Origin of the sequence: Limibacillus sp. MBR-115 (assembly GCF_040549425.1) — a bacterium.
GTDB lineage: Bacteria > Pseudomonadota > Alphaproteobacteria > Kiloniellales > CECT-8803 > Limibacillus > Limibacillus halophilus.
This window is the reverse complement of the sequence record NZ_JBEPTJ010000003.1, coordinates 426,275-450,574: the sequence shown is the minus strand read 5'-3', so window position 1 is coordinate 450,574 and position 24,300 is coordinate 426,275. Positions and strand designations below refer to the sequence as shown.

The following is a 24,300-nucleotide window of genomic DNA, read 5'->3' as shown; positions in this document are numbered from 1 at the left end:
GCTAGGGCTTTGACGTTTCGGAAGGAGGCGACGCCTTGGGCCAAGCGTTAGAAGGGGAAGGCGACGACACGATTGCGGCCATCGGTCTTGGCCTTGTAAAGGGCACTGTCCGCTCGGCCTATGATATCCGCGAAAGCTTGGTCTTGCTGTGTGATGCCCGCTACACCCAGGCTGGCTGTGACCTTGATGATCTCTCCCTGGTATGGAATTTCCCGTCCCTCGATTTTTGCACGGATTCGTTCAGCGATAATGCGCGCGCGTTCCGGTTTGGTCTCCGCCAGGGCTATGCAGAACTCTTCGCCGCCCAGACGTCCAACGACGTCGGCTTCACGGAACGCCGACTTCAGAATCAAGCCGATCTCTCTTAGAACGGCATCGCCACCAGCGTGTCCGAAAGTGTCATTGATGGCCTTGAAATGATCGAGGTCCAGCTTGATGCAAGTCAGGGCGGAACCATAGCGTTTGTAGCGAGCGACTTCCTTGGCGGTATCGAGGTCAAAACTGCGTCGCGTCATTAAACCGGTCAAGGGGTCGATCCGGGCAATCGAGCGCAACTCCAACTTATCAACCACGATACGCGCCAGATCCTGAAGGACCGCGAGCTGTGCCGGGCTTATCTCGCGTGGTTGGCGGTCGATAGCGCAAAGCGTGCCTAAGCGGTAACCATCCGGCGTGTGTAGTGGGACACCCGCGTAAAAGCGGATGTTGGGATCGTTTACCACCAGCGGATTCTTTGCAAAGCGCGCATCGTTCAGTGCGTCTTCGACGATCAATGGTTCATCATTCCTGATTGCGTGGGTGCAGAACGAAATGTCTCGCGGCGTTTCGCGAACATCCAATCCCTGGCATGATTTGAACCACTGACGGGATTCATCCAGCAGGGACACCAGGGCGATAGGTGTCTGAAGCACAGCCTGCACCAGCCTTGTGATGCGATCAAAGGACTCCTCTGGCGGCGTGTCGAGCACTTCATAGCGTCGTAAAGCGCGCAGCCGGTCAGCTTCAAGCTGGCATTCATAAGCGCTTTCCAGTTCCTCGGTCATTTTTGCCGCCTGATACCCAACCAACTCCCAATCCTTCCTTTCGTCGCCTCCCACCAGCGTAAGATGCGGCCGGTCGACGCCAAGGCCTGCAGACAATATCATTAAAAATCTAAATAAAAACTAAACAGCGAGCGTGACGTCACCTCCGGAACATCGGGTTGACGGCTAAGGGCCGCCTATGTTGGGCCCAAATTTTTCGAATGTTATTGATTCTGGACTATGATCCATACCAGCGGCCTGCGTGCATTGTGTGGCGGGCCTGGGAGGGAGAACCACCATGACCTACTACATTACGCAAGGTTGCTACTCGCAAAAGTCCATGGCGGGGATGCTGAATAAGCCGGAAGATCGCTCCAAAGCCGTGGCGAAGCTGGCGGCCGCTGCGGGCGCGAAGCTCATCGGCTATTACATCACATTTGGGGAGTACGATTTCCTGGTAATCATGGAAGGTGGCAAGGGCCGAAGCGAGGTTGATACGATGGCGGCGCTCATGGTCGCTGGGGCGACCGGCGGCGTCACAAATCTGCGAACGACTGTGGCGGTATCTTCGAAAGAAGGTATGGAGGCCATGAAGTCGGCCAAGAATATGATCAAGGGCTTCCAGGTAGCTGGAGGCGCCTCCTGACGGCGGTGGGGACGGTGTTGACCAGGCTTTTGATAAGTCGAATGAGGCCTATCAGGTTAAGGAGCCGAGAGGGTCATCTTCGTCGTCGCCGCTGAGGATAAATAGGTTCTTCGAGAAAGCGCCCTGGGCGATCAGCAGCAAGTCCCGTTCGTCGGTATCCAGCCCCTGAAACTCCAGGGCGGTCACACCTGATTCGACGCGCACGACGCGCGCAGTCATTTTTTGGGAAAGCCGCGTTGCCGGACCGAAGACGACCAGTTCGACTTCTATCAGGGCTTCTGGGGTGACGCCGGGCAGGGTTTCCGAAACGGCGCAACCGCCGACGGACCAGTCGATCAAACTGTAGCACTGACCGTTATGGTAGAGTTCACATTCACCCGTGCCACGTACGTGCTTGCGTCGTCCTGCGCCGACTTTGTCTTCGAAACTCATGATTTGAACACTCGCTTTCTTTCATCAGAATGAAGCAATAGCAGAGCGATTGTCACTAAATAAAAGTGCGCCGAACCTCGCGGCCAGAATGTAGCAACGGAAAGGACCGGCTTCCACCCTTCGGCGTGTCAAATACACCGAAGGGTGGAATAGCGTTCATCAGACGGTCAGGCTGATGTTATCGGCTAGGGCTGCCTGGACATCCGCTGCGTCGCCGAAGCTCCCCAGGTTCGGCAGGGATGAGGCACCGTCGAAGATCACCACCTCGTAGGTCGGCAGCACGCCACCGGCGTCCGCGTCTATCGAAAGGATGGCATCATCAATTCCGTCGCCGGTGCGATCTTCGAGACTGACTGAAAGGTAACCCAGTCCAAAAGCATCATTCACCGATCCGCCGAAACCGGTCAGAAGGTCGCCCAGCATCAATGTATCACCGCCACTGGCCGGATCGGACAGATCAAAGCCGTGTAGCACGACCGGCTCCGCGGGAAGTGTGCTGAGGACCACCAGTCCACCGTCATCCAGACCATTTGCAGCGTCCGCGGCACCGCCCAAGGCGTAAGTTTCGCCGCTTTGAGCCATGATCGTGCCAAGGCCATCGGCACTTGCGTCCACAGTTATGGACAGTAGGGAACTGGCCGCATCTCCATCGCCGTCCTGTGCTTGGACGGAGAAGTTGAAGGTGACGTCGTCCAACGGCGCATTCCAATCGCCGATAGACATGTTCACCAACCGGAAATCACTACCGGTACCGTTGGTGTTGATGTCGACGCCCAGAATTCCTGCCGCTTCCATTGCCGCGATATCAGAGGCGGAGAAAACGTCGGACAGGGAAATCGTTTGGGTGTTGCTTTCCGTCAGTCCGGGGGTCACCAGTTCATAGCTGCCGGTTAGCTGGGTGCCGCCGGCGTCTGCCAACGTGACTGCAAAACCGACCTGCTCGCCTGTGCTCAACTTGTTGATATCAAACGAGAGGTTACCCACAGGTTGGCTAAAGGCCACGTGAATAACTTCGCCGCCGCTGATGATGTTGTTGCCAACCCCCATGCCTTGGCCGGAAGAATTGACGTCGTCAGCCACCAGGACACCAGCCTTGTTCGGACTCCATCCTGTGAATGTGGCGACCGCCACGCTCTCGCCGATCGGCACGTTGGCAATTATTGGAACCGGTTTATTGCTCACATTGAGATCGATCAGTGAGAGGCTGTGAACGTCCGGCATTAATGTATTGATCACATCGAAACTGTAAGCGCCGTCGGGCTGAACCGTCAGCAGGAATGACGACCCTTGCGGTCCGTCGATAACCATCTCGTAAGAACCGTCGCCTTGCAGAACCGCCGAGCCAGCCGTGAATCCCGCGGGAAGGTCTGCCGTTATGCCGGTTACACCGGTGGGCAGGGGTCCGCTATCGAGGCCCAGGTCGATTCCTAAGTCGCCGGTCAGGCTCGATCCGGCTGCGTTGCTGGCCACCTGATAGGCTGAACCCGGCATTACAACGGAATCGAGGATATCCACGCTGCCCACCACGTTGAGGCCGGAGACCTGTCCGCTGTCGTCGGTCATCTGCACCAACAGACTTTCGGTCACGACGTCGCCATCCCCGATCATGTGGTTGGCTGCGCTGTTCAACTGATATTCCCAGGTCCAGACGCCGCCGGCGTCTTGGAACACATGGAACTGCCCGTACTCCGTCGCGAAAGTGAAATCACTACCGTTGCCGGATGGAACCGGGATCGTTGTTTGGGTTATGCCCTCGCTGTTCACCCAGGATACCGCAGTGATGCTATGTCCGCTGCTATCGGCATCTGTGATCGAAAAGGAACCGCTCGTGGCTTCAGCACCGGGCCCTTTGAGCCCGAGCTCACTTACCTGGCCCTTGTCGCTGCCGCCTAGTGTTGGCGCGATGGGATCGGGATTGCCGCCGGGGTCGGGGTTACCACCGGGGTCAGGATTGCCGCCCGGATCGGGGTTGCCGCCGGGATCGGGATTGCCGCCGGGGTCGGGGTTGCCTTCGCTGCCCTGCAGAGGCGCCTCTTGGCCAGCTTGACGTGCAAAGGGAAGATTGCTGTCCGTGAGTTCGGGCAACTCACCGAGCGGATAATCCTCATTACCAAGTAGGTTCAGCGCGCTAAGGGCAGTCAGTCCCTGGACGCTCGCTGTTTCAAATTCGCCGCCGCCTCCCTCGACCGTGGCTTCGGGGGTTTGCTGTGCCTCGGAGGGGCCTGCTGCCGGCTCCAAACCGAGGCTGGCAGCGATGGCATCACTCAGCAGCGCTTCATCTGCGCTAGAATCCGACGACGGTGTCTCTACCAACTGGACCACGGCCGGGCTGCTTTGCTCCACCGTATCGGCGGGGTCGCCGTCGTCCTGTGCTGCGGTCTCCGGGGTTATTGCCTGGGCAATGACCTGGGGTGCTTCGCCGATATCCTGTACCGACGTTTCAACGGCGGCCTCACCGCCTGACTCCTTACTGGAATCCGGGTTCTCAGCTTGCAGTGTGTCGACGGCGCGCTCGTCGGCGCTCGCCTGGTTTTCATTCTTAGTTTGCGCAGTTGAATTCCCGGCCTGCGTTGCCGAGGTCGCTTCCGTCGCCATTTTTTTCTCTCCACATCGCCTGGGGCGTTAGCGCCGTTATGGTGCGGCGCCTGTTTGTGGAGTATTTACTTTATTGTTTAATAAATTCTTACGTATCGGCCATTATCAATGTTGGACTATTGCAAACTAAATGTGCCGCGCTCCATACGCCCCAATAAATCGCCAGTAAGCGTGGAGATTAGGTCCAAGCGTTCAAGGTGATTTCCTTCCCCAGCAATTGCACAGTCAATGGCTTTTGCCATTCCTCGCCGAGTTCTGAAATCAGCTCCAGTCCAGAACTGATGGTCAACTAAAATGGCCATCGTGCGACCTTTTATGCCGTCGAACTCAATAATCCCTGCTGCCATAGCGCGTTCTACGAGGGCTTCGCATTCTGTGTTTTGCGCGTTTACTGACCAATCACCGAGGTTGGTCATAAGCAGTATCATTAGTGCGCTGAGCGTCATTTTTAGGTTCATGGCAACACTCCAGTACTACACGGTCTGGTCGAAAAATAGATTCTTCATTTTTCCAAAATAGTTCATAATTTGTCGTAATAGAATTAATGCGGCAGTTGATGGAATAACACGTCGAAGGGCGACAATTACAAATTACCTCAAGAGCATGATGGTCTCCCTACGAACGAATTGGAGTACACTATGAGTGTAAAAAGCTTTGCTAAAGAATTTATTCGCACGATTAAAGAAATTAGAGATAGTGGAGTTGAATCTATAAGATGTGAAAATTTGATTTCTTACCTAGAAGAGGTAGAGCAGTCACCGGAAGTGGAACCCACAGGTGCTAGTTTCGAGGAATACAAGGCTAAGCTACAGAATTGGGTGGAGGCTGGAAGGCAAACGCACGAAAGAAATTTGGAAATGTTTAAGTCCGTAATTGCAGCGGGCCAAGGAGCGATTAAGACCGGATTTTTGTTGAATGGAGGGGCGGCTGTCGCAACGTTAGCTTTCATAGGACATTTAGCTCAATTCGCGCCGTCAGAAATTCCTGGTTTTTCTGCGGCCATGTTGATTTTTGGTTTTGGCGCATTGGCAATTGCTGCGACTTCTGGTTTCACATACTTATCACAGTGGTTCTATGCAGCCCCAGAAGCATGGAAGCAGAAAGTAGGCTTTGCTCTGAATGTTGTTTGTGTACTGATGGGCGTTGGGTCTTACGCATTGTTTTTGATTGGGCTTGTTTTTTCGTCGCGCCAATTTTCGGCGTTCACATGAAAAAATCCGCTCAACTGGTACAGTCGTACCAAGGGCGCACTGCCTTACAAACATCTAAGCCATTGATTTTATTGGTGGGCGCGGCTGGGATTGAACCAGCGACCCCTGCCGTGTGAAGCTCAATCACGGGTCAAAAAAATCAATAACTTATGAATTAAAGAGGGGAGCACTGCCCGTAATGGTCAGAGGTCGCAGTTGATCCCATTGGGATAATCAGAGCGTGTCTATGTCTCGGATTCTTGAGACAAAAGGTGAGACAATTATCCACATCCATAAATGGACTAGAGAACGAATTTTGGTACACTAAAAGTAGTGGTTAGTTCTGTGCAGGAGTGGCGGAATAGGTAGACGCAAACAGTCTCCCGAGTGGGCGCTTACAACCAGCAAGGGACTGTGTGACCAGTTGCAGGGTGACTATACGAGTTAGAGCGAAAGCCCATCAATACGCTTCGGGCGGAAGGTGTCTCGGCAAATCCCTGTCTCCTGCACAGAGAGCATCACCAAGGGGGTGGTTTTGACTGACAAACCAAGAGACTTTAAGGAGTTTCGTAAAAAGAACCCTCACCTTGAGCCGTTCTGGCCATACTTGGAACTTTTAAACAAAGAGAGCGATAGAGGGCGGGTTCTTATTTCCACTGGATTCTTGGAACAGCAGCTCAAAGACGTTCTTCTTGCATACATGCTTGAAGCCTCCCAAGCGACTGACTTGGTGGACGGGCATAATGCTCCTTTGGGAACATTCAGCTCACGGATAACGGCTTGCTATGTGCTTGGCCTGATAACCGAGGACGAGCATCACGATCTCAATTTGATTCGCAAAATCCGAAACGATTTTGCACACGATATTCATACATCTTTCGAGAAGCCTGACATTGCAGACCGATGCCGCGAACTTCGCCACAAAGCCCAAGATTACGACAGCGAAAAATTGGGGGAGGTTCGAGTTGGCGCGTCAGGGCAATTTCAAACGGCCGCTGTCTCTCTCATCATGCATTTCATCAACCGGCCACATTACGTATCAAAGCATCGCTGCACGCTATGGGAATGGCGATTTTAGCCCAGATTTGGCGAGACAACCGCGAGACAAAACCCCGCGAGCCTATCTAAATCACCTGCTAAGTCCTTGAAAAAAATGGTGGGCGCGGCTGGGATTGAACCAGCGACCCCTGCCGTGTGAAGGCAGTGCTCTCCCGCTGAGCTACGCGCCCTTTATCCTGGCCGTTCAGGCCGGTGGGTGGCCTGATGTATTCCAGGCGCGCGCGGCTGTCAAGGAAGCCGCCGCAGGATTTCAGGCAGTTCCGTGAAGCTCTCGGCCAGCGCGTCCGGCCGCAGGTTGGCGGCGCCCTCGGGACAATAACCGTAGGTCAAAAGCACGGTCGGGAGGCCCGCGCCACGGGCGGCAAGGAGGTCGTTGCTGCTGTCGCCAATCATGACGGCTTCTCTTGGAGCCACGCCCATCTCTTCGAGCAAGGCCTTGATATGGCCGGGGTCGGGCTTTCGTACCGTGTAGGAGTCTCCGCCGGCCAGCGCCTCGAAGAAACCGGCCAGTCCCAAGTCTTCCAGAATCCGCCATGAGGGTGCCACCGGCTTGTTGGTGCAGACAGCCATCCGGCAACCCTGATCTTTGAGCGCCTTCAAGGTCTCCGCCACGCCGGGGTAGGGGCGGGTCAGGGTCGTGGCGTTCTCGAAATAATCGGCCAGACCGGCGGCGTTCACGGCCTCGAATTCCGCCTGGGGCAAAGGCCCGCCGGTCGCCAGCAAGGCGCGCTCCAGCAGCTTCTGGAAACCATTGCCGACCATGGCAGTGACGGCCTCCAAGTCCAGCGTCGTTCGGCCCAGGGCTTCCAGGCGCCGGTTCAGGCTGGCGGCGAGATCGGGGGCGCTGTGCACGAGTGTTCCGTCCAGGTCGAAAAGCAGGCAGTTACGTTTCAAGTTGGGTCCTTTCCAGGGGGAACTGTGACGGCTCGGCGCGCCCGAGACAATGCCGCGCGCGCCCTTTCATACAGCGACCCATGTGCCATTGTTCGGTTGCCGACGCCAGCACCACTATGCGACCTTCTTGCGAATGGTCGAACCACGGCCCTTTTTCGGACAGATTTGGGTGCGATCCAAGCGTCATGACTGTTGAAGCGGAAATTTGCAAAGGGGCTGAGCTTGCCGTGGTTGTGTTGGCGGCGGGCAAAGGCACACGCATGAACTCGGACCTGCCGAAGGTGCTGCATCCTTTGGCGGGGCGGCCAATGATCGGGCATGTGCTGCAGGCGTTGGAGCCTTTGGCGCCGGACCGGATCGTCGTCGTGATCGGTCCGGAGATGGAGGCTTTGCAGGCCGCCGTCCAGCCGCACACCTGCGTGGTGCAGGAAGATCGCCTGGGGACCGGACATGCGTTGCGTTGTGCCCATGCCCAGTTGCGGAACTGGAAAGGCCAGGTGCTGGTGGTCTATGGCGATACGCCGCTGATTACCGCCGATACGCTTGCGGCGTTGTGCGCGGCGAAAGCGCGGCAGGGTGCGGCTTTGGCGGCGCTTGCGTTCAAGGCGCGCGACCCGGGTGCCTATGGCCGCATTGTATTGGACACCGCCGGCAACCTGATGCGGGTGGTCGAGGCGGTAGAGGCCGACGCAGCCACGCGCGCTATCGATCTTTGCAATGCCGGGTTGTTGATGGGCGACGCCGATCTTTTGTTCGACCTGCTGGGCGACCTTCGGAACGACAACAGCAAAAAGGAGTATTTCCTGCCGGAGGTTTTCGAAATGGCCGTGGGTGCGGGACAGCGCGTGGCGGTGGCTCTGGCTCCGGAAGAAGAGGTTCAAGGGGTCAATTCCCGCGCCGAACTGGTGGCGGCCGAAAGCGTTATGCAACAGCGGTTGCGGCAGGCAGCATTGGCGGCTGGCGCGACGCTCGAACATCCCGATAGCGTATACCTGCAGGCGGATACGATTTTGGAGCCTGATGCGGTGGTGGAGGCCAACGTGGTTTTCGGCCCTGGTGTTATCGTGCGCGGCGGTGCGCGGATACGCGCCTTCAGTCATATCGAAAAGGCCGAGATTGCCCGCAATGCCGTCGTGGGACCCTTTGCCCGTATCCGCGAGGGCTCGCTGATCGGTGAGGGTGCGCGCATCGGCAACTTCGTCGAAACCAAGAATACGACATTGGAGGCGGGGGCAAAGGCCAATCATCTCGCCTATTTGGGAGATGCGACGATTGGCAGTGGCGCGAACATCGGTGCGGGCGCCATCACCTGCAACTACGATGGTTTCGCCAAGCACCGAACCGAGATCGGCGCGGGTGCCTTCATCGGTTCAAACGCGGCCTTGGTCGCCCCGGCGACGATCGGCAAGGGCGCCATCGTCGGTGCCGGCAGCACCGTGGGCGGCGAGATTGCCGATGACGAACTTATCGTGACGCGCGCACCGGCCAAGCGGATCAAGGAGGGCGCCCGGCGGTACCGCGAAACCCACCGTAAACCCGATAACAAGAGCGGGAAGGAATAGACGGCCCATGTGCGGCATCATCGGAATTATCGGCAAGAGCCCGGTCGGCCCGTTGCTGCTGGACGGACTGAAACGCTTGGAGTATCGGGGCTATGATTCAGCCGGCGTCGCTACCTTGGTCGGTACGGGAATTGACCGCCGCCGCGCCGAGGGTAAGCTAAAGAACCTGGCGGCCGTTATGGAGAAGAAGCCCATTGAGGGTACGACAGGGATTGGCCACACCCGCTGGGCGACCCATGGCCGCCCCAACGAGACAAACGCCCATCCGCATATGACGCCGCAGGTTGCCGTCGTTCACAACGGCATCATCGAGAACTTCCGTGACCTCCGCCGTGCGCTGGAAGGGGACGGGCAAAGTTTCGAGACCGAGACCGATACAGAGGTCATCGCTCACCTGCTGAGCCAGGGTTTGAAGGCGGGGCTGGACCCGGTGGCGGCGACGGCCGAAACGCTGCATCGCCTGGAGGGCGCTTTTTCATTGGCGATTATTTTCTCCGGGCAGCATGACTTGATGATCGGCGCGCGTCGCGGCAGCCCCTTGGCGGTTGGCTATGGTGACGGCGAGATGTTTCTTGGCTCCGACGCTTTGGCGCTGGCGCCATTGACCGACCGTATTTGCTATCTGGAGGAGGGTGACTGGGCAATCCTGTCCGGCAATGGGGCCGAGGTGCGGGATGCGCAAGGAAGCGTGGTGGAGCGTCCGGTCAAGCAGACGGCGGTCTCCGGCGCATTGATTGGCAAGGGCGGCTATCGCCATTTCATGCAAAAGGAGATTTTCGAGCAGCCTGCGGTTATCGGAGATACCCTGACCAGCTATGTTGATCCGCTCAAACGGCGGGTCGCTTTGCCGGAAGTCTCCTGCGATCTCGGGAACCTGCCACGCCTGACGATCTCGGCCTGCGGTACCGCCTATATTGCCGGACTTGTCGCTAAGTACTGGCTGGAGCAAATTGCCCGGCAGCCGGTTGAAATCGATGTTGCCTCTGAGTTGCGCTACCGGGAGGCGCCGTTGCCCGAAGGCGGAGCAGCGCTCTTCATATCCCAGTCGGGGGAAACCATCGATACCCTGGCGGCATTGCGCTACGCCAAGGCCGAAGGGCAACATATCCTGTCCGTTGTAAACGTTCCCGAAAGTATTATCGCCAGGGAATCCGACGCGGTTTTGCCAACGCTCGCTGGTCCGGAGATCGGTGTCGCCTCAACCAAGGCCTTCACGACGCAACTGGTAGTGCTGGCCTGCCTGACACTGGCCATTGGCCGCGCGAAAGGCAGTTTGACCGCCAATCGGGAGGCCGCCCTGTCGGAAGCCTTGTTGGAAGTGCCGCAGCGCGCCGCCGAGGTTTTGGCGATGGACGCACAATTCATTGGCATCGCCCAGGAGTTGGCGGAGGCACGGGACGTGCTCTACATGGCGCGCGGCAGTCTCTATCCGCTGGCGCTGGAGGGTGCGTTGAAGCTGAAGGAGATCAGCTACATCCATGCCGAGGGTTACGCCGCCGGTGAGCTGAAGCACGGCCCTATTGCGCTGATCGACGATCTTGTGCCGGTCGTGGTCTGCGCGCCATCGGGGCCGCTTCTGACCAAGACGCTTTCCAATGTCGAGGAAGTCGTTGCGCGTGGTGGCCGTGTGATTCTGCTGTCTGATGCGGAGGGGCTGGCGCAGGCTAGCGACGGTGTGGCCCATCGCATCGAACTGCCAAAGGTCGATCCCTTCGTGGCGCCGATCCTCTATGCGTTGCCGGTCCAATTGCTGGCCTATCATACCGCAGTTGCAAAGGGGACCGATGTGGACCAGCCGCGCAATCTAGCGAAGTCCGTAACCGTGGAGTAGGCTCCCGTTTCGTCTTTCAGGATGAGGGAGGGCCCGGTGCCGATTTATCCACCGAAACTGTTCCACAGCGATGATCTCGGCGATGCCTTGGCGATCGCGGAGGCGGTTCGCTTCGCCAATGTTTTTTTTCAGCAGGCCGAAGTGCCGACGGTTGTCTTTTTGCCCTTTATAACCGCACAGGAAGACTCCGGCCCTTATCTCTATGCGCACCTGTTGCGCTCAAACCCGCTGTTTGCCGAGGCGCGGCAAGGCCCGGTGACGGCGCGCGTGGTGTTCAACGCCGCTGATGGATATCTTTCGCCGTCGGTCTACGACGAGAAAAAGGCGAGCGGCAAGGTCGTGCCGACCTGGAATTATGTCGCAAGTCAGTTTCTGGTCCAGATCGAGATCATCCCGGATGACGCGCTGGAGCCCTTGCTGGCCCGACAAGTGGCCGCTTTTGAGGGCGACGTGGGATCGGACTGGGAGTTGAGCGATGCTCCTGACGACTACGTTGCAGGCCTCAAGAAAATGATCGCGGGGTTGCGCTGCCGTATCATCGAGGCGCACGCCCACAAGAAACTCAGCCAGAACCGAACGGCCGAACTTGGCAACGTAGAGGCTTGGTTCGAGCGGCAATCGACAGACCGGCGCCGCCTCGCCGACTGGTTTGAAAGGGTTGGGTGACAGGTGGTCCCTTTTCTCTCGAAGGGAATTGCGGTACAGCCTCTGCGACCCAGTGAATAGCTCCGGAGGATGAGATGGCCTTGAGCGAGGCGAGGAAGACACCTGTCGATCACAAGATTCTGGACGGCAGGGTGATCGGCGAAGGCATCCGCGCGGAGGTAGCGAGAGAAGCGCGCGCTTTGGCCGATGCCGGCTGGCCGCCGCGCCTTATTTCCATTGCCGTGGGCGATACCGATGCGGCCATGATCTATATCCGTAACCAGCAACGCGTCGCCGAGAAGCTGGGCATAGCCTTCGAGCAGAAACTATTTCCCGCAGAGGCCACGCGGGCGGAGGTCCTGGCGGCAATTGCCGCGTTGAACGCAGATCCGCGCGTCACCGGCATCATCATCCAGCGGCCGGTTCCCGACCACCTTCTCATTAAGGAACTGCAGGGTGCGGTACACCCCTTCAAGGATGTGGAGGGCATGCACCCTGCGTCCATCGGCAACATTGTCTACAACGACCTCGTAATGGGTCCCTGCACTTCCGTGGCGGCGGTCGAGATGCTCAAGCACACCGGCTTGCGTCTTCAAGGGTTGGAGGTCGTCGTGATCGGGCACTCTGAGATTGTCGGCAAGCCCATCGCCTTTTTGCTCATGAGCGAGGGCGCGACAGTCACGGTCTGCCACCACATGACCCGAAACCTGCAGGTTCACTCCCGTCAAGCCGACGCGGTCTTCGTCGCTGTCGGCAAGCCGGGGTTGGTTACAGGGAACATGATCAAGCCGGGCGCTGCCGTGATCGATATCGGCATTAATCAGATCGATTTGCCCGACGGAGGGACGCGCGTGGTCGGCGACGCAGATTACGATAGTTGCTACGACGTCGCCGGCTGGATTACGCCGGTTCCAGGGGGTGTTGGACCTGTAACCGTGTCCATTCTTCTTCGAAATCTTGTCACCGCAGCGAAGCTGCAGCGCGGGCATTACGAGCGTGCTTTTCGAGGCGGTTTCTCACCTTGCGCGCCCGCCATCGCACCTGTCGCCGAATAGAGGATTGAAAGCATGGTCATTGCGAAAACGCTATTGCAGCTCGCCGGGGCGTCTCAGGAGCCTTTGAAGGTAAGCCAATCGGTGCTGCTGCTGATCGACGCGCAAAGAGAGTATCTGGACGGGCATCTGCCACTGACCGGCATAGGTCCGGCCTTGGAAGCCTGTGCCGCCTTGCTGGACGCGGCCAGATCGGCTGGCAGCACGATCATCCATGTGCAGCACAAGGGGCGTCCCGGAGGGCTTTTCGATCCGGAAACCACGAACTATGACCTTTGCGATGAAGCAGCAGCGCTAAAGGGTGAGATTCGCATCACCAAAGGTTTGCCCAACGCTTTTGCCGGGACCAGCCTGGATGCAGAGTTGAAAAAGCGGGAACAGAAAAACCTGATAATCGCTGGGTTCATGACGCATATGTGTGTCAGCTCAACGGCCCGTGCCGCACTGGATCTGGGCTATTCCACGACCGTTGTCGCGCCGGCTTGCGCGACACGGGATCTGCCGGACGGTCAGGGCGGCGTCGTCGCGGCCGAGACTTTGCACCAAGCCGAACTCGCCGCCTTGAGTGATCGCTTTGCCATCATTGCTCGGAGCGCCACAGACGTCGTGGATTGACGCAGGTTTTGCCTGGTAAAATATTTAAAGCCACACTGGCAGTCGTGGGATTACGGGGGTAGTATCTGCGCCACCAGATACCACATTGTTCACTGATGCGAGGCGAACGGCCTCGCCACGACATTTCTGTAAGGAGGACTTTCTCATGCCATTGGATTCGGCAGGCGCCCTGAAGCTGGGCGACCCCAAGCTGTTCCGTCAGCAGTGTTTCATCGACGGCGCCTGGGTGGATGCCGACGATGGGAGCACCATTGAGGTTAACAATCCCGCGACCGGCAAAACGCTAGGCACCGTTCCCAAGATGGGTGAAGCAGAAACCCGCCGCGCTGTCGAGGCAGCCAACGCAGCACTACCCGCTTGGCGTTCGAAGACCGCAAAGGAGCGCGCTCAAATCCTGCGCAAGTGGTTTGATCTGATGATGCAGCACCAGGACGATCTGGCGCAAATTCTGACGCTTGAACAAGGGAAGCCCTTTGCCGAAGCCAAGGGTGAGATCGCCTATGGCGCCAGTTTCATCGAATGGTTTGCTGAAGAAGCCAAGCGTCTTTATGGCGATGTTGTGCCGGGACACCAAGCCGACAAGCGAATCGTCGTGATCAAGCAGCCTATCGGCGTTGTGGCGGCTATCACGCCCTGGAACTTCCCGAACGCAATGATCACGCGTAAGGCCGGTCCTGCGCTGGCCGCGGGCTGCACCATCGTGATCAAACCAGCCTCGCAGACACCCTATTCGGCGCTGGCCATGGCCGAACTTGCCGAACGGGCCGGTATCCCCAAAGGTGTAATCAGTGTCGTGACCGGCTCTGCCCGCGCGATCGGTGGCGAACTGACCGCCAATCCAATCGTCAGGAAGCTGACTTTCACCGGCTCCACCGAGATCGGCAAACTGTTGATGAAGCAATGCGCCGACACTGTGAAGAAAGTCGGTATGGAGCTGGGCGGCAACGCACCCTTCATCGTATTCGACGACGCCGATATCGATGCGGCGGTAGAGGGCGCCATCGCGTCCAAGTATCGTAACGCTGGTCAGACCTGCGTTTGCGCGAATCGCATATACGTGCAGGCGGGTGTCTATGACGTTTTCGCCGAGAAGCTTGCCGCCGCTGCGGCCAAGATTAAGGTCGGCAACGGCATGGAAGCAGGCGTCGCGCAGGGCCCGTTGATCGATGAACCTGCGGTTCAGAAGGTCGAAGAGCACATCGCCGATGCGGTTTCCAAAGGCGCCAAGGTTGTTTTTGGCGGCAAGCGTCATGCGCTTGGTCTGAGTTTCTTCGAGCCGACCATTCTGACGGGCGTGACCCAGGACATGGCGGTCGCGCGCGAAGAGACCTTCGGGCCCGTTGCACCGCTCTTCAAGTTCGAGACGGAAGCCGATGTGATCGCCATGGCAAACGATACCGAGTTCGGTCTCGCTGCTTACTTCTATTCACGCGATATCGGGCGCGTCTGGCGTGTTGCCGAGGCCGTTGAGTACGGCATTGTCGGTATCAATACCGGTATTATTTCAACCGAAGTAGCGCCGTTTGGCGGGGTCAAGGAATCCGGCGTGGGCCGTGAAGGGTCGAAGTACGGCATCGATGACTTCGTGGAGATTAAGTACCTTTGCATGGGCGGCGTGTAATCGCTTCCTTTTGCGGTTCGGTTTGCGCAATGACGGCGTAGTGATCTGCGCCGTCATTGTTTTTTTAGCGAGGAACCACAAATCATCAAACGAACAGGAGTTGATATGACTAAGGAATCGGCCGAAACGCTTGGCAGCCGAATCAAGCAATCGCGGGAAAGGATGGAAATTTCCGTGACGTTGCTCGCACGCAAGCTAGGCGTCAAACCCGATACGGTTAGGGCTTGGGAAGCGGATAAGGGAGATGTGCGCGCCAACAAGCTCATGGTGCTTGCGGGCATCCTGAATGTCAGTGTGAACTGGCTGTTGAGTGGCGGCAGCGACGGCGCACCGTCCGACAGCGGTTCCAATGAAAGCCGTGAAATTCGTGGCATGGTCGAGACCTTGCGCCAGCAATTGAGCGAGGCGGAACGGACCCTGGACCAGTTAACCCAGCGCGTCGGCTAACGCGTTGATGTAGGGAGTTCCGGTATGGCCTTGCTGACCGTGGAGGGACTGGTTTTCGACTATCCGGGCAATCGGGCTTTGCACGGCGTAAGCTTTACACTGGAGCCGGGCGCTATTACGGCCCTCGTCGGTCCGAATGGCGCGGGTAAAACAACCTTGATGCGCTGCCTTGCCGCACTGGAACGCCCTTCGGCCGGACGTGTGGTGATCGAAGGCGTCGATTTGAGCGAAGACCCCCGGCACTGTCACCGCTTCCTCGGTTACCTTTCCGATTTTTTCGGGGTTTATGAGCAACTCACGGTGCGCCGCTGCTTGCTTTATCGGGGCCTATCCCAGGGCATGACTATGGCTGAAGCCGAAAAGGCGACCCTGAAAGCCGCCGAGCGTGTCGGCCTATCCGATCGGCTGGATCAGGCGGCCGGTACGCTATCACGCGGACTTCGCCAGCGCCTGGGCATTGCCCAGGCGATCCTGCACGATCCCCGGTTCGTGATCCTCGACGAGCCTGCCTCCGGCCTGGACCCCGAAGCGCGCGACGACTTGTCATCGTTGCTGCGCGGTTTGCGCGATGACGGCATGACCTTTTTGGTTTCCTCTCACATTCTGGCCGAACTTTCGGACTATGCGACCGAAATGCTGCTGCTATCCGACGGCCGCTTGATCGAGCATAGGCGGGTCGAGGACGACGAGGGCGAGGCTGCTGGAACCGTGACGCTGCAGATCACGCTGTCCGAGCCGAAGGAAAATTTTGGCGACCTCCTCCAGGGGCTCCTTGCCGAGCAGGCCGGTGCGGTTGTTCGTGGAGCCGACACGCTGTCGGCATTGGTCCGTATCCCGGCGGATCAGCAGGCTCGCCACGCGCTTTTGGCCGGGCTCCTGGCCGCCGATTGCAAGGTCAGCGAGTTTGCGGTTCGAGAGGCTGACTTGCAAAGCCTCTACCGTGAGCGCCTTGTTCGGGAAAGGGCCGGCGGGTCATCCAAGGAGGTGCGGTCATGATGTTGAATCCCGAGTTTCGCCGCAATCTTTGGTTGGAGATCAGTACCTCGCGCCTGATCGGTCTCGCGGTTCTGGCTGGCCTTCTTGTGGCTCTCCTGGAAGCAGGCGGTAGCATCACCGACCTCTCCGAGGGTTATACACTGACCGGCAAGATCGGCTTCTTTTTGACCGCTATCCTGTGGGGAACCAGACGCGCGGCATCGGGTTTGGCCAGCGAGCAGCGCGGCGCCACATGGGATTGGCAGCGGCTCTCCTCCATGGGCGCATGGCAGATGACTTGGGGGAAGATGCTCGGCGCGACCGCCTTTACATGGCTGGCGGCGATCGTCTTTCTGGGATTTCTGGTCATCGGACGCCTGAAGGGTGTCGAAGGGCACGCGCTGTGGGGTTACGGGCCGGGCGCTCTGGGCCTGGAGTTGCTGTCTTTTATTATTGATGCCTTGCTCGCTCAGGCCGTGGCGTTGGCGGCGGCCTTGGTGCTTCTGCGAAAGCGCCATGACCGGCAAACACTCGCTATCGGGTTTTGCCAAGGCGCGGGTTTGCTGGCGTATCTGCTGTTGGCGGGTGCCGACGGCACCTTTTTCTTTGGGCAGGACGCAGTCGCCTCGATCTACGGCGCGCATCCTGCTGTTGATTGGTATGGACTTAGCTTTTCGGCGGGATATTTCATTATCGGCAGCAAGCTCTTCTTTTTGATCGCGGCAGTGGCGTCGTGCCTGCGGTTGATGCGTGAGGAATTGCAGCTGCGAACCCGCCCCTGGGGCTGGGCTTTGTTTTTGCTGCTGTTTGCTGCCTATCTGAATGGTTTCCTGGTGACGGCTTGCGCCACTTGCGCCGACTCTCCTGGTATTCAGGCAGCATTGTTCGGCGCGGTGTTGGGTATTGGTACCTATCTGGCGCTGTTTGCGGATCGCAAGGATCCCCAGGATATCGGGCGGTTCCTGGATGCCCTTCGCGGTCGCGAGAGCAGATTGCAGGAGCGGATTCCACGTTGGCTCCCGGCTTTGGCTTTGACCTTGATTTTTAGTCTCGCCGCAGCATTTCTTGGTATCGAAGGCGAGTGGATCGACCGTGAGTTCATCGATTATTTCGGACGCCGGGCGGATCAACATCTCCAGGCCTTAGTGCTGGCAAGCTTGGCGCTGTTGCTCCGTGATGTCGGCATCATCCTGGGAATGTCCTTTGGCAAGCTGCGTGGACGTGCGGACTTGATGACAATCTTTTGGTTGGGGCTCCTTTACATGCTGGTGCCGCTGGTGCTGCAGGGCATGGGGCTGCATCGTCTGGCGTCGACCTTCACGCCAGCTACTGCATTGGAGCCTTGGACCGCCTTTGCAGGCGCTGCGGTTCAAGCGATTGTCGCGCTGGGTTGGGCGGTCTACCGCTGGCGCGGATCGCAGCGTGCTTTCATGGCCTCCTTACCGAAGGAATCGCTGACCGCATAGGGGTATCTGTTGTTTGCTCCCATCGCGGAGCACTGACTATGGGAAAAGTTGAATGAGCCGATTTGACTATGATCTTTTCGTAATTGGTGCCGGATCCGGCGGCGTGCGCGCCGCCCGCATGGCTGCGGGAACGGGCGCAAAGGTCGCCATTGCCGAAGAGTATCGTTACGGCGGTACCTGCGTCATTCGCGGCTGTGTTCCGAAAAAGCTTCTCGTTTATGCCAGCCACTTTGCCGAAGATTTCGAGGATGGGGCCGGGTATGGCTGGAGCCTGCCGGGTGAACCCACCTTTGATTGGAAGACCTTAATTGAGAACAAAGATCGCGAGATCGCGCGCCTGGAAGGCGTCTATCGCAAACTTCTGACAGGTGCGGATGTCGAGATGCATGACGGTCGCGCCATCTTGCTGGACAAGAACACGGTATCGGTCGAAGGCAAATCCTTCACAGCGGAAACCATCTTGGTTGCGACCGGCGGCCATCCCTTTATTCCGAACAAGCCGGGCACGGAGATGGCTATCTCCTCCAATCAGGCTTTCCACCTTGATGCGCTGCCCGAGCGTATCGTGATCGCTGGCGGCGGCTTCATCGCCGTCGAGTTTGCTGGAATTTTCAACGGTCTGGGCAGCGATGTGACCTTGATCTACCGAGGCGAGAAGATTCTGCGCGGGTTTGATGAAAGTCTCCGCGATGCTTTGAGCGAGGAATTGGTCGTCAAAGGTATTGATTTGAGGGTAGAGACCGAACTGACCAGCATGATGCGGGCCGATGACGGCCGCCTGTCCATCCATTTGACCGATGGCGACGTGATCACCGCCGACCAGATGATGTATGCAACTGGTCGGCACCCAAACACGATGGGTATTGGACTTGAGGAAGCCGGTGTCGCGCTAGCTGAAGGCGGCGCCATCAAAGTGGATGAGTTTTCTCGCAGCAGCCAGGCCAATATCTATGCCGTGGGGGATGTCACCAATCGGATCAACCTGACGCCAGTGGCGATTGGTGAGGCAATGGCTTTCGTCGATACGGTCTATCGCGGCAAACCGCGTGGCCTGTCGCACGAGAACGTGCCGTCGGCGGTTTTCAGTCAGCCACCCATAGGCACCGTAGGGCTGAGTGAAAATGACGCGCGTAAAAAGTTTGGTAAACTGGATATCTATCAGTCCCGCTTCCGCCCGATGAAGCACACGCTTTCCGGCCGACAGGAGCAGACCATGATGAAGCTGGTCGTCGACCAAGCCAGTCAGCGGGTAGTGGGTGCGCATATGATGGGGGTTGATGCGCCTGAGATCATTCAGGGAATCGCGATTGCCATTAAGGCGGGTGCTACAAAACAAGTTTTTGATGAAACCGTTGGCATCCACCCAAGTGCGGCAGAGGAGTTCGTGACGTTACGAGAGCCGATCAGCCGGGATTGAGAAAATAGATAAAACTTTAGGCTGTAACTTAACCTAAGACAACGCACGTAAAAGCGTTAAAATCGCATCCTCCATAACCTTATCCAGGAGGATGCTATGCCTGATCTATTTTTATCCGATGATGTCCGTCTCGATCCTATCGTAACGCGGGAACCTGATGCCTTGGCGTTGATCGAGGCGTTGCATAAGAAACTTGCCAACTTGGGTATTTCCGTGACGTTGGAAACGGACTTCGCTGCGTTACTGGATTACAACCAGAAGCACGAAGATCGGGGCTGGTATCCGCTGACACCCATGTTCGACCCCCGTGTCAGTGACGTAAGCCCCGACCGGGCATTTTGGCTTTGCCTGAGGGATCGTGAAGGAACATTTGTGGGTGCTCAATGTGCCAAACTTTATGACTGGCAGGACACCAATTTTAAGATCGAAGCCGAAAGTCTTCGTTTTGTTTATGCCGACCCCCAGGCGTCAGCTTTCCCGGAGGAGATGATTACCTGCACCGCGCCTTCCGCGGAACGGGTGAGCGGTTTGGTTTGCTACAGCGGCAATGCTTGGTTCCATCCGCAGGTCAGAGGAACCGGCTTGGCCAAGCTTGTGCCGCTGTTGTCCCGTACCTTCGGATTCCATTTCTGGGATACTGACATAACCTGCGCACTAGCGGTGCCGGCGCTCGTTGAAAAGGGCGTTGTTGCCAACTACGGGTACAGCCGGGTTGAGCCGATCATCGACTGGCGGAATTGTTTCTTTGGTGATGTGCAACTCTATCTTTTGGCTAAACCGCGCCAGGAACTCGAAAGGGATATGGCAAAGAGCCTTGAGGTTCTCAGTTAAGCAGAACCGAGGCTGATAGAATGAGTCGTTGCTCTCCGGCGGTCCAGGGTAGCCTGGCACAGATGTATGACCGCCGGGGAGCATGCAGGGGATAGGACATGATGGTTGCATCCACCTGCACCATTTCCGGGGCATTGCTGCGGAACAGGCGCTCATAGGTCTGGCCGACCCAACGGCCATAGACCGGGTCCGGCTGCTCTGTCACCGGCAGCCCCATGCTGTGCTGTGGCCAATCGCTGCCGTAGAGCTTGAAGCCAGGGCCGGTGAAGAGAAACACACCGCCCAATGTTCCGCTATCGGGCTCCACCAAAGTGGAGCGCTCGAAAAGACCTTGGGCACGGAGGAAATCCAGCACGGAGGTGTCGAAAGCAAACGCCCGGTCGCGCCAGAACTCGAAAAGCTTGAACAGACTCTCGCAGGCGTCTTTTTGATCTTCCTTGAGCGAGGAGAAATCGACATGGTTGGTTGTGAACCGCTGACGACCGACGTCATCCATACCGGCGGAAACGGCTTGTAAAAGACCTGCTGCAGCTTCCGACCCAGCTTTGAAGACCGTCTCGGTCCAAGCGGCGCCGAAACAGCGCAAGCGCACCGGGCCCGTCGGCTGGGAGATCAACATATTGCCTGCGCCGATAAGCGCGTTGGGGGCAATTTTCGAGACGTCCAGGCTGATTTCGGTTTCTCCGCTGTCGCCATCGACCTCTACTGCGACCCAGCCTTCTTCATGAATTGCCGTTTCGATCATGGGTTGGTCGGCCGGTGGCTTTTTGGCAGACGTCAGGCTCTCGACGACCTTTCTGCGTCGATCCTGGAAAAGCAAACAGCTTTTCCCTTGTGCGTTTATTAAAAACCGTCTCTTCCCGAACATCGCTTTTACTTGATTCTCACGCCAAAATTCTCAATTGCCAGTTACGGCTTGGTAACAAGGATAGAACCCTTGGGCACCCGCTGGTCAAGGGAACTTGGCATTTATTGAGCTTTTTATTGGATTAGCAGGGCTTGCGGCGGTAAAACAGCGGCTCTGGCACCCGTTTCGGGGTGCAAACCGAGAAAGGTGAAAGACGTTCGATGGTAGCGACATGGAGTCCGCAGTCCTGGCGGGATAAGCCAATTCGTCAGGTTCCGACCTATCCTGACGCCGCGGCGCTTGCCGATGTTGAAGCGAAATTAGCGAGCTATCCGCCGTTGGTATTCGCTGGCGAGGCGCGTCTGCTGCGCGCCCAGCTCGCCAAAGTGGCCCAGGGCGATGCTTTTCTGCTCCAGGGTGGTGACTGCGCGGAGGCCTTCGCCGATTTTCGCGCCAACAACATTCGCGATACCTTTCGGGTTCTGCTGCAGATGGCGGTCGTCTTGACCTTTGGCGCTGCCTGTCCCGTCGTCAAGGTGGGCCGCATGGCTGGGCAGTTCGCCAAGCCACGCTCTGCTGACACCGAGGTAATCGATGGCGTTGAGTTGCCGAGCTATCGTGGTGACATCATCAACGATATTGCCTTTACCCCGGAATCCCGGATCCCCGATCCGCAGCGCATGATCCAGGCCTACAACCAGGCTGCGGCGACCTTGAACCTTTTACGGGCGTTCGCGCAAGGCGGCTTTGCCGATTTGCACAAGGTGCATGGTTGGAACCTGGAGTTCGTGTCGGGCAGTCCGCAAGGCGAGCGCTATGAGGCGCTTGCGCAGCGAATTGACGAGACAATGGCCTTCATGGCGGCATGTGGGCTGACGCCGGAAACGGCCACGCAGCTTCGCGAGACTGATTTCTTCACGAGCCACGAAGCGCTGTTGCTGCCCTATGAGCAAGCCTTGACCCGCGTCGACAGCCTGACCGGCCGGTCTTACGACTGTTCTGCGCATTTCCTGTGGATCGGCGACAGAACCCGCAAGGCGGATGAGGCGCATGTGGAGTTCCTGCGTGGTGTCGAGAACCCGTTGGGCTTGAAATGCGGACCGAGCATGGATCCCGATGATCTCTTGCGCTTGATCGAGGTTTTGAATCCCAAGAACGATGCCGGGCGACTGACGCTAATCGCTCGCATGGGCCATGAACAAGTCGAGGAAAAGCTTCCTGCGCTGGTGCGCGCCGTCAAACGCGAGGGCTTCCAGGTGGTCTGGTCCTGCGATCCGATGCATGGCAATACCATCAAGTCCTCAACCGGTTTCAAGACCCGGCCTTTCGATCGAATTTTGAGTGAGGTACGCGGCTTCTTTGCAGTGCATAAGGCTGAGGGTACCTACGCAGGTGGCGTCCATTTCGAGATGACTGGGCAGGATGTCACCGAATGCCTGGGTGGCGCCCAAGCGATCAGCGAGGATGGCCTTAGTGCAAGGTATCACACCTACTGCGACCCGCGCCTCAACGCCAGCCAGGCACTTGAACTGGCGTTCCTGATTGCCGAACAGCTGAAGGAAGAGCGTAGCGCGATGGCCGAAGGTACAGATCGTTTCGCCGCCGCTCAGTAAGTTCTGGATTTTCTCTCCGCCCGATAGGGAGACGACGCTATGCCCGCAGATGGCAGCGGTAAGGTTGGTAGAACGCTCGGACAGTCTTGGCCGGGGGATGCAGAGGTTGGCGATTGGACGGATCAGTATTTCCGACGAACCCGCAAGATCGTCGAAAAATTCGGCGACGTAACGGCGACCTATGCCCTCTTCATGCGGCGGCCGGTTGTCTCGGCGCCGCGTATAGCGATTGATTGGTTGAACAGCATCGCTGCGGCGCGCGGGTTCTCTGTTGAGATCGACCTGCGCTACGAGGAGGGTAAATGGGTCGGTGCCGGTGAGCCGCTCCTCTACATCACAGGACCCTTGTCGAAGCTGTCGGATCTGGAAACCCTCTTGTTGATGAAGCTGGGGCCGGCTTGTGTTGCCGCCTACAACGCCTACACCATGTGCGCCGACCTGCCGAAGGTCACCTTCCTGGCTATGGACGCCCGGCACTGCGCGGGCACGGAGATGGCTGAGTTGATGGCTTACGCCGCCTCGGTGGGGTCCGCACGCGCCCGCCGCAAGGTCGGCGCCATCGGATTTAGTGCCAACGCGACCGATGCAACCGCGCACTTCTTTGGCCAGAGCAACGGCAAAGGAACGATGCCCCACGGCTTGATCGGCTATGCCGGGTCGACTCTGCGGGCCGCCGAGATGTATGACGAGACCTATCCGGATGAACCCATGACGGTCTTGGTCGATTACTTCGGCCAGGAAATCACGGACAGCCTTGCGGTCTGCAAGCGCTTTCCGGAGCGTGCCGCCGCCGGCACTCTGTCGGTGCGGCTGGACGTGCCGGGCAGCCGTTTCATGGAAGGGCTGGATCCTGCTGGGTCCTATGCGGTGCTGGAGCGTAATTGTCCGACGGCAATACGCGGCTACCGAAATGAGGAAGAACTGCGATACTTGGTCGGGGCGGGAGTTTCCGCGGCGGCCGTATGGCGGCTACGTGAGGCGCTTGATGAAGCCGGGTTCCCGGCGGTCAAGATAGTCGCCTCCTCGGGCTTTAGTCCCGCCAAGTGCAAGGTCATGGCTGAAGCCGGCGTTCCTCTGGATGTGGTCGGGACCGGGTCTTACCTGCCCGACCGCTGGTCAGAGACCTACGCCACCGCTGATATCATCGAGTACGATGGCGAACCTCGCGTGAAACTGGGCCGCGAGTTCCTCTTCCGTAAGTAACGACGCAGCCGTCATTTGGGGTCTGCACTCGGATTGGCGCACCTTTGCGTCTCCACGGGTAGCGCAAGCGATTCCGCCGAATGCAGCGCCGTCAAACCAGCCGATGCCGACTTTCCGCACCCGCTTGAGGGACAGCCAGGGCAATGTCGTCGGGGTGGGGGAGCGGGGCGCGGGCGGACGATCCTCAGGCCTGGCAGGCCCATCAGGTTGCGCTGGACAAGGCCCTAGTCGCCCTCAAACTGCTTGACCACCCGGCCATCACTCCCGGCATGGACGAATGGTCCTTCGTCCAAACACGCCTCAACAGAAACATGACTGATCCTTGAGGGTCTGGACG

Annotated in this window: 23 protein-coding genes and 1 tRNA gene; 17 read left to right on the top strand and 7 right to left on the bottom strand. The window is 58.1% G+C overall.

Annotation, left to right across the window (positions count from 1 at the left end; genetic code table 11):
- Nucleotides 1-47: 47 nt before the first annotated feature.
- The gene (locus ABIE63_RS08950; RefSeq protein ID WP_354504094.1) at nucleotides 48-1,145 is read right to left on the bottom strand and encodes a sensor domain-containing diguanylate cyclase; all 1,098 of its coding nucleotides are present in this window, start codon (nucleotides 1,143-1,145) and stop codon (nucleotides 48-50) included.
- A gap of 175 nt (nucleotides 1,146-1,320) precedes the next feature.
- On the opposite strand from ABIE63_RS08950, the gene ABIE63_RS08945 reads away from it, so the two are divergent.
- Nucleotides 1,321-1,668, top strand: coding sequence for a GYD domain-containing protein (locus ABIE63_RS08945; RefSeq protein ID WP_354504093.1), 348 nt, complete (start codon nucleotides 1,321-1,323; stop codon nucleotides 1,666-1,668).
- Between the two features lie 51 nt (nucleotides 1,669-1,719).
- On the opposite strand, the gene ABIE63_RS08940 is transcribed toward ABIE63_RS08945, so the two are convergent.
- The 3 genes from ABIE63_RS08940 to ABIE63_RS08930 all read right to left on the bottom strand — a co-directional run bounded on the left by ABIE63_RS08940 (nucleotide 1,720) and on the right by ABIE63_RS08930 (nucleotide 5,153).
- Complete coding sequence (locus ABIE63_RS08940; RefSeq protein ID WP_354504092.1) at nucleotides 1,720-2,100, bottom strand: PilZ domain-containing protein; 381 nt, start codon at nucleotides 2,098-2,100, stop codon at nucleotides 1,720-1,722.
- Nucleotides 2,101-2,259: 159 nt separating this feature from the next.
- Nucleotides 2,260-4,695 (bottom strand): VCBS domain-containing protein, encoded by a 2,436-nt coding sequence (locus ABIE63_RS08935; protein ID WP_354504090.1) that lies wholly within the window; start codon nucleotides 4,693-4,695, stop codon nucleotides 2,260-2,262.
- A 116-nt stretch (nucleotides 4,696-4,811) separates the two neighbouring features.
- Nucleotides 4,812-5,153: a hypothetical protein gene (locus ABIE63_RS08930; RefSeq protein ID WP_354504089.1), complete on the bottom strand. Its 342-nt coding sequence runs from the start codon at nucleotides 5,151-5,153 to the stop codon at nucleotides 4,812-4,814.
- Nucleotides 5,154-5,333: 180 nt separating this feature from the next.
- Between ABIE63_RS08930 and ABIE63_RS08925 the strand changes: the two genes are divergently transcribed.
- Nucleotides 5,334-5,906 (top strand): hypothetical protein, encoded by a 573-nt coding sequence (locus ABIE63_RS08925; protein WP_354504088.1) that lies wholly within the window; start codon nucleotides 5,334-5,336, stop codon nucleotides 5,904-5,906.
- A gap of 514 nt (nucleotides 5,907-6,420) precedes the next feature.
- Nucleotides 6,421-6,963: a hypothetical protein gene (locus tag ABIE63_RS08920; protein ID WP_354504086.1), complete on the top strand. Its 543-nt coding sequence runs from the start codon at nucleotides 6,421-6,423 to the stop codon at nucleotides 6,961-6,963.
- Nucleotides 6,964-7,039: 76 nt separating this feature from the next.
- Here ABIE63_RS08920 and ABIE63_RS08915 read toward each other — a convergent pair.
- Both ABIE63_RS08915 and gph read right to left on the bottom strand, forming a co-directional pair.
- Nucleotides 7,040-7,114 (bottom strand) — tRNA-Val (locus ABIE63_RS08915).
- A 58-nt stretch (nucleotides 7,115-7,172) separates the two neighbouring features.
- The gene (gene gph, locus ABIE63_RS08910) at nucleotides 7,173-7,838 is read right to left on the bottom strand and encodes a phosphoglycolate phosphatase (protein ID WP_354504085.1); all 666 of its coding nucleotides are present in this window, start codon (nucleotides 7,836-7,838) and stop codon (nucleotides 7,173-7,175) included.
- 185 nt (nucleotides 7,839-8,023) lie between these two features.
- Between gph and glmU the strand changes: the two genes are divergently transcribed.
- The 11 genes from glmU to ABIE63_RS08855 all read left to right on the top strand — a co-directional run bounded on the left by glmU (nucleotide 8,024) and on the right by ABIE63_RS08855 (nucleotide 20,300).
- Nucleotides 8,024-9,400 carry a bifunctional UDP-N-acetylglucosamine diphosphorylase/glucosamine-1-phosphate N-acetyltransferase GlmU gene (gene glmU, locus ABIE63_RS08905; protein WP_354504084.1) on the top strand — a complete coding sequence of 459 codons (1,377 nt, stop codon included), beginning with the start codon at nucleotides 8,024-8,026 and terminating at the stop codon, nucleotides 9,398-9,400.
- 7 nt (nucleotides 9,401-9,407) lie between these two features.
- Nucleotides 9,408-11,231, top strand: coding sequence for a glutamine--fructose-6-phosphate transaminase (isomerizing) (gene glmS / locus ABIE63_RS08900; protein WP_354504082.1), 1,824 nt, complete (start codon nucleotides 9,408-9,410; stop codon nucleotides 11,229-11,231).
- A 36-nt stretch (nucleotides 11,232-11,267) separates the two neighbouring features.
- Nucleotides 11,268-11,897 (top strand): FMN-binding negative transcriptional regulator, encoded by a 630-nt coding sequence (locus ABIE63_RS08895; RefSeq protein ID WP_354504081.1) that lies wholly within the window; start codon nucleotides 11,268-11,270, stop codon nucleotides 11,895-11,897.
- A 74-nt stretch (nucleotides 11,898-11,971) separates the two neighbouring features.
- Nucleotides 11,972-12,931 (top strand): bifunctional 5,10-methylenetetrahydrofolate dehydrogenase/5,10-methenyltetrahydrofolate cyclohydrolase, encoded by a 960-nt coding sequence (locus ABIE63_RS08890; protein ID WP_354504080.1) that lies wholly within the window; start codon nucleotides 11,972-11,974, stop codon nucleotides 12,929-12,931.
- A gap of 12 nt (nucleotides 12,932-12,943) precedes the next feature.
- The gene (locus tag ABIE63_RS08885; protein WP_354504079.1) at nucleotides 12,944-13,543 is read left to right on the top strand and encodes a cysteine hydrolase family protein; all 600 of its coding nucleotides are present in this window, start codon (nucleotides 12,944-12,946) and stop codon (nucleotides 13,541-13,543) included.
- Nucleotides 13,544-13,688: 145 nt separating this feature from the next.
- Entirely contained in the window at nucleotides 13,689-15,164 is a 1,476-nt protein-coding gene (gene gabD, locus ABIE63_RS08880) for an NADP-dependent succinate-semialdehyde dehydrogenase (RefSeq protein ID WP_246377565.1), read from the top strand.
- A 105-nt stretch (nucleotides 15,165-15,269) separates the two neighbouring features.
- Nucleotides 15,270-15,611 (top strand): helix-turn-helix domain-containing protein, encoded by a 342-nt coding sequence (locus tag ABIE63_RS08875; RefSeq protein ID WP_354504078.1) that lies wholly within the window; start codon nucleotides 15,270-15,272, stop codon nucleotides 15,609-15,611.
- A 24-nt stretch (nucleotides 15,612-15,635) separates the two neighbouring features.
- Complete coding sequence (locus ABIE63_RS08870; protein ID WP_354504077.1) at nucleotides 15,636-16,607, top strand: ABC transporter ATP-binding protein; 972 nt, start codon at nucleotides 15,636-15,638, stop codon at nucleotides 16,605-16,607.
- The gene (locus ABIE63_RS08865; protein WP_354504076.1) at nucleotides 16,604-18,052 is read left to right on the top strand and encodes a hypothetical protein; all 1,449 of its coding nucleotides are present in this window, start codon (nucleotides 16,604-16,606) and stop codon (nucleotides 18,050-18,052) included. The genes ABIE63_RS08870 and ABIE63_RS08865 overlap by 4 nt, the downstream gene beginning before the upstream one ends.
- A 52-nt stretch (nucleotides 18,053-18,104) precedes the next feature.
- Nucleotides 18,105-19,469, top strand: coding sequence for a glutathione-disulfide reductase (gor, locus tag ABIE63_RS08860; protein ID WP_354504075.1), 1,365 nt, complete (start codon nucleotides 18,105-18,107; stop codon nucleotides 19,467-19,469).
- A gap of 96 nt (nucleotides 19,470-19,565) precedes the next feature.
- Entirely contained in the window at nucleotides 19,566-20,300 is a 735-nt protein-coding gene (locus ABIE63_RS08855; RefSeq protein ID WP_354504074.1) for a hypothetical protein, read from the top strand.
- On the opposite strand, the gene ABIE63_RS08850 is transcribed toward ABIE63_RS08855, so the two are convergent.
- The gene (locus ABIE63_RS08850; protein WP_354504073.1) at nucleotides 20,293-21,120 is read right to left on the bottom strand and encodes a hypothetical protein; all 828 of its coding nucleotides are present in this window, start codon (nucleotides 21,118-21,120) and stop codon (nucleotides 20,293-20,295) included. The two genes, ABIE63_RS08855 and ABIE63_RS08850, sit on opposite strands and share 8 nt — an antisense overlap.
- 248 nt (nucleotides 21,121-21,368) lie before the next feature.
- Between ABIE63_RS08850 and ABIE63_RS08845 the strand changes: the two genes are divergently transcribed.
- From ABIE63_RS08845 to ABIE63_RS08835, 3 genes are all read left to right on the top strand, one after another.
- Nucleotides 21,369-22,760, top strand: coding sequence for a class II 3-deoxy-7-phosphoheptulonate synthase (locus ABIE63_RS08845; RefSeq protein WP_354504072.1), 1,392 nt, complete (start codon nucleotides 21,369-21,371; stop codon nucleotides 22,758-22,760).
- Nucleotides 22,761-22,799: 39 nt separating this feature from the next.
- Nucleotides 22,800-23,963, top strand: coding sequence for a nicotinate phosphoribosyltransferase (locus ABIE63_RS08840; protein WP_354504071.1), 1,164 nt, complete (start codon nucleotides 22,800-22,802; stop codon nucleotides 23,961-23,963).
- 143 nt (nucleotides 23,964-24,106) lie between these two features.
- On the top strand, nucleotides 24,107-24,289 hold the full coding sequence (locus tag ABIE63_RS08835) for a hypothetical protein (protein WP_354504070.1): 183 nt from the start codon (nucleotides 24,107-24,109) through the stop codon (nucleotides 24,287-24,289).
- The last annotated feature ends 11 nt before the right edge of the window (nucleotides 24,290-24,300 follow it).

Coding starts and splice junctions, on each gene's coding strand:
- ABIE63_RS08870 (WP_354504077.1), top strand. CDS start 15,636: ATGGCCTTGCTGACCGTGGAGGGACTGGTTTTCGACTATCCGGGCAAT.
- ABIE63_RS08940 (WP_354504092.1), bottom strand. CDS start 2,100: ATGAGTTTCGAAGACAAAGTCGGCGCAGGACGACGCAAGCACGTACGT.
- gor (WP_354504075.1), top strand. CDS start 18,105: ATGAGCCGATTTGACTATGATCTTTTCGTAATTGGTGCCGGATCCGGC.
- ABIE63_RS08855 (WP_354504074.1), top strand. CDS start 19,566: ATGCCTGATCTATTTTTATCCGATGATGTCCGTCTCGATCCTATCGTA.
- ABIE63_RS08925 (WP_354504088.1), top strand. CDS start 5,334: ATGAGTGTAAAAAGCTTTGCTAAAGAATTTATTCGCACGATTAAAGAA.
- ABIE63_RS08865 (WP_354504076.1), top strand. CDS start 16,604: ATGATGTTGAATCCCGAGTTTCGCCGCAATCTTTGGTTGGAGATCAGT.
- gabD (WP_246377565.1), top strand. CDS start 13,689: ATGCCATTGGATTCGGCAGGCGCCCTGAAGCTGGGCGACCCCAAGCTG.
- ABIE63_RS08875 (WP_354504078.1), top strand. CDS start 15,270: ATGACTAAGGAATCGGCCGAAACGCTTGGCAGCCGAATCAAGCAATCG.
- ABIE63_RS08885 (WP_354504079.1), top strand. CDS start 12,944: ATGGTCATTGCGAAAACGCTATTGCAGCTCGCCGGGGCGTCTCAGGAG.
- ABIE63_RS08930 (WP_354504089.1), bottom strand. CDS start 5,153: ATGAACCTAAAAATGACGCTCAGCGCACTAATGATACTGCTTATGACC.
- ABIE63_RS08835 (WP_354504070.1), top strand. CDS start 24,107: ATGTCGTCGGGGTGGGGGAGCGGGGCGCGGGCGGACGATCCTCAGGCC.
- ABIE63_RS08890 (WP_354504080.1), top strand. CDS start 11,972: ATGGCCTTGAGCGAGGCGAGGAAGACACCTGTCGATCACAAGATTCTG.
- glmS (WP_354504082.1), top strand. CDS start 9,408: ATGTGCGGCATCATCGGAATTATCGGCAAGAGCCCGGTCGGCCCGTTG.
- ABIE63_RS08935 (WP_354504090.1), bottom strand. CDS start 4,695: ATGGCGACGGAAGCGACCTCGGCAACGCAGGCCGGGAATTCAACTGCG.
- ABIE63_RS08845 (WP_354504072.1), top strand. CDS start 21,369: ATGGTAGCGACATGGAGTCCGCAGTCCTGGCGGGATAAGCCAATTCGT.
- ABIE63_RS08950 (WP_354504094.1), bottom strand. CDS start 1,145: ATGATATTGTCTGCAGGCCTTGGCGTCGACCGGCCGCATCTTACGCTG.
- ABIE63_RS08945 (WP_354504093.1), top strand. CDS start 1,321: ATGACCTACTACATTACGCAAGGTTGCTACTCGCAAAAGTCCATGGCG.
- glmU (WP_354504084.1), top strand. CDS start 8,024: ATGACTGTTGAAGCGGAAATTTGCAAAGGGGCTGAGCTTGCCGTGGTT.
- ABIE63_RS08840 (WP_354504071.1), top strand. CDS start 22,800: ATGCCCGCAGATGGCAGCGGTAAGGTTGGTAGAACGCTCGGACAGTCT.